The following is a 2,797-nucleotide window of genomic DNA, read 5'->3' on the forward strand; positions in this document are numbered from 1 at the left end:
CGCGCGCGCTGATGTAGCCCTCGGCGTACAGCTGGTCGTAGGCGCGGACTACCGTGGTGCGCGAGATGCTGAGCGCCAGCGCCAGTTCACGCGTGGTCGGCAGCTTTACCTGGCGATCGATCTGACCCTTGAGGATGCGGTCGCGCAAGCTTTGATACAGCTGCACGGCGAGACCTTTGCCGGGCGCGAGGTGCAGCCCGGTCAGGTCGAACGGAAATGGCGAGGCGTGGATGCTGTTTTGCATTGGTTTGATGAAAATAGAGGATATTGGCTCTTTTAGAAGACCAAATTTATCATTAATCTGTGCAACATGCTCAACAATTCTTCAAGAAAACCACGAACATATCTGCCATGACGACCTCTGCAAACTCAGCAACACAGAACCGGTTCGGCCAACCGGTCGGCGCCCCTTTGCCGGACTGGACGCCATGCCGGCTACCGCCGACAACCGCCATGTACGGGCGTTACTGCCGCGTCGAGCCGATCCGTCCGGCGCATGCGGACCAATTGTTCGACGCCAACGGCGATGATGCCGAGGGCCGTAATTTCACCTATCTGTTCGTTGAGCCGCCGAGCGGCATTGATGAATATCGCGCATGGGTCGACAAGATGAGCGTCAGCAAGGATCCGATGATGCACGCCATCATCAATCTGGACAGCGATGAAGCGGTGGGCGTCGCTTCCTTCATGCGCATCGACCCCAATTTCGGTGTGATCGAGGTTGGCAACATCAATTTTTCGCCGCGTCTGCAGCGCACCCGCGCCGCCACCGAAGCAATGTTCCTGATGATGCGGCGCGCCTTCGATGAACTCGGCTATCGCCGCTACGAATGGAAGTGCGACAGCCTCAATGCACCGTCGCGCGCTGCGGCTGCACGCTACGGATTCACCTTCGAAGGCGTGTTCCGTCAGGCCGTGGTGTACAAGAACCGCAGCCGCGACACAGCGTGGTTCTCGATCATCGACAGCGAATGGCCGCAGGTCAAGAGTGCCTTCGAGCACTGGCTCGATCCGGAGAATTTTGATGCGCAAGGACGGCAGCGCGAGAGTCTCGGGGCATTGATGGCGCGTTGATGTTGCGTTGCTGCTCGGCAAAATAAACCGCCCGACAATAAAATGGCGTCTTCGATTTATCCATAACAAGTAAAACTCATTTCACAAATCATGCGCGAATCCAGTTTGTCGTCCCGTCAGGCCGTCGTCCTCCTTGGCGTCGTTGTATTGATATGGGGTACCACCTGGCCGGTCAATAAAGCCATCCTGCACTACATGTCGCCGATCTGGTCAACGGCGATACGTTCGTGCATCGGTACGGTGGTGCTGCTGATCCTGTGTCTGGCGCGCGGCCGCCTGGTCCTGCCGCAGCGCGGCGACCTGCCGGTGGTGTTCAGCGTCGGCCTGCTGCACATGACTGCCTATTCGATACTCGGCAACGTCGGCATGCAGCACGTTGCCGCCGGCCGTTCGGTGGTGCTGGCCTACACCACGCCGATGTGGGTCGCGCCTTGTGCGCGCCTGTTTCTGGGCGAAGCATTCACGTTACGGCGCGCGATCGGCACCGTATTCGGCTTGTTCGGACTGGTGCTGATCTTCAATCCGCTGGCCTTCGATTGGAGCAATCATGATTCGGTGCTCGGCAACGGCCTTATCTTGCTGGGAGCGATGTTCTGGGCCGCAAGCATCCTGTACGTACGCGGCCACCGCTGGATCGGAGAACCGTTCGACCTGCTGGTGTGGCAGGCGCTGACCGCCAGCTGCGTGCTGGTGCCTTGCGCGTGGTTGTTTGAAGGTCCGCCGCAGCTCGATCTGAGCGCGCAGGTGATCGGGCTGCAACTGTATAGCGCGACGTTCGGCATTGCCATCGCTTACTGGGCAATCAACAAAGTCAATCATTCGCTGCCGGCGATGACCACTTCGCTGGGCCTGCTCGGCGTACCGGTGTTCGGTATCGTCTGCTCGTCGCTGGCCCTGGGCGAAACGCTGGAGTTCAGCCTGGTGGCGTCAATGGCGTTGATCATCATGGGCATCGCCATCGGTGCATTGCCGGAGAAGCGGGCAGTGCGCACCTAGGTCGCCGTCGCCGCCGGCCATTCTTCCAGGATGCGTCGGCGCGTCGCGCCCGAGTTCAGCCATTGCAGCGTTTCGTTCCACAGGCTCTGGCGGAAGCGTTCGTGGAAGAAGGCGAAGTGGCCGATCTCGCTGATGTGCAGATCGGTCGGCGTCAGGCTCACCAGCGTGCGGGTGCTGCCGGTGTAGTAATGCAGCAGGCGCGTCACCGCAGCGGGCGTGCCGAACGGATCGTCGCTGATCGTATAGGCCAGGGTCGGGCCGCCCAGATTGCCGAAGAATTGCACGCGCGCGGCGTCGGGATGTTCCAGCGCGGCGCGGCGAAATGCCCATTCGCAGGCGACGCCGGCCGGCAAGTCTTCCAGCCAGCCCAGCAGGCGCCCGGGGAAATAGCCCGTCACCGCAGTCAGCAGCGGCATCAATACATGCCATTTCAGGAACATCCGCCTGCGGACGGCGGGCGCATAGTCGCGCCAATAGGCGTATTGCGCGCCCACGACCAGCAAGCGGTCGATGCGCCAGTTCGACGCCGCGTAACCGGGCATGACGCCGCCGATGCTATGTCCGACGACGTGGATTTCGCTGTCGGGGAAATTGTTCGCAACCCATTGCAAGACGCCTTCGAAGTCCTTGCTGCCCCAGTCGAACTTGCCGGCGCGCAGCCGCCGCAGCGAATCTGCGCGCGAGGCGGCGGCGCGGTCCTGGAACGGTTTTTGGCGGCGGCAGGTCT

4 protein-coding genes are annotated in these 2,797 nt (G+C 61.2%); 2 read left to right on the forward strand and 2 right to left on the reverse strand.

Features of this window, described 5'->3' with window-relative positions; all coding sequences use genetic code 11:
* Positions 1-244: GntR family transcriptional regulator (locus HLUSI_RS26640; RefSeq protein WP_040503074.1), on the reverse strand; the 244-nt coding region annotated here is incomplete at its 3' end.
* Positions 245-351: 107 nt separating this feature from the next.
* On the opposite strand from HLUSI_RS26640, the gene HLUSI_RS0102415 reads away from it, so the two are divergent.
* Positions 352-1,074: a GNAT family N-acetyltransferase gene (locus tag HLUSI_RS0102415; RefSeq protein ID WP_029363033.1), complete on the forward strand. Its 723-nt coding sequence runs from the start codon at positions 352-354 to the stop codon at positions 1,072-1,074.
* A 90-nt stretch (positions 1,075-1,164) separates the two neighbouring features.
* Entirely contained in the window at positions 1,165-2,070 is a 906-nt protein-coding gene (locus HLUSI_RS0102420) for a DMT family transporter (RefSeq protein WP_016832458.1), read from the forward strand.
* On the opposite strand, the gene HLUSI_RS26645 is transcribed toward HLUSI_RS0102420, so the two are convergent.
* Positions 2,067-2,797 (reverse strand): alpha/beta hydrolase family protein (locus HLUSI_RS26645; protein ID WP_016832459.1); only part of this gene is annotated, 731 nt, incomplete at its 5' end. The two genes, HLUSI_RS0102420 and HLUSI_RS26645, sit on opposite strands and share 4 nt — an antisense overlap.

Origin of the sequence: Herbaspirillum lusitanum P6-12 (genome assembly GCF_000256565.1) — a bacterium.
In the GTDB taxonomy this organism is placed as follows: domain Bacteria; phylum Pseudomonadota; class Gammaproteobacteria; order Burkholderiales; family Burkholderiaceae_D; genus Herbaspirillum; species Herbaspirillum lusitanum.

Bases quoted from the DNA above. Each gene is read 5' to 3' on its own strand.
- HLUSI_RS0102420 (WP_016832458.1), top strand. From the start codon at position 1,165: ATGCGCGAATCCAGTTTGTCGTCCCGTCAGGCCGTCGTCCTCCTTGGC.
- HLUSI_RS0102415 (WP_029363033.1), top strand. From the start codon at position 352: ATGACGACCTCTGCAAACTCAGCAACACAGAACCGGTTCGGCCAACCG.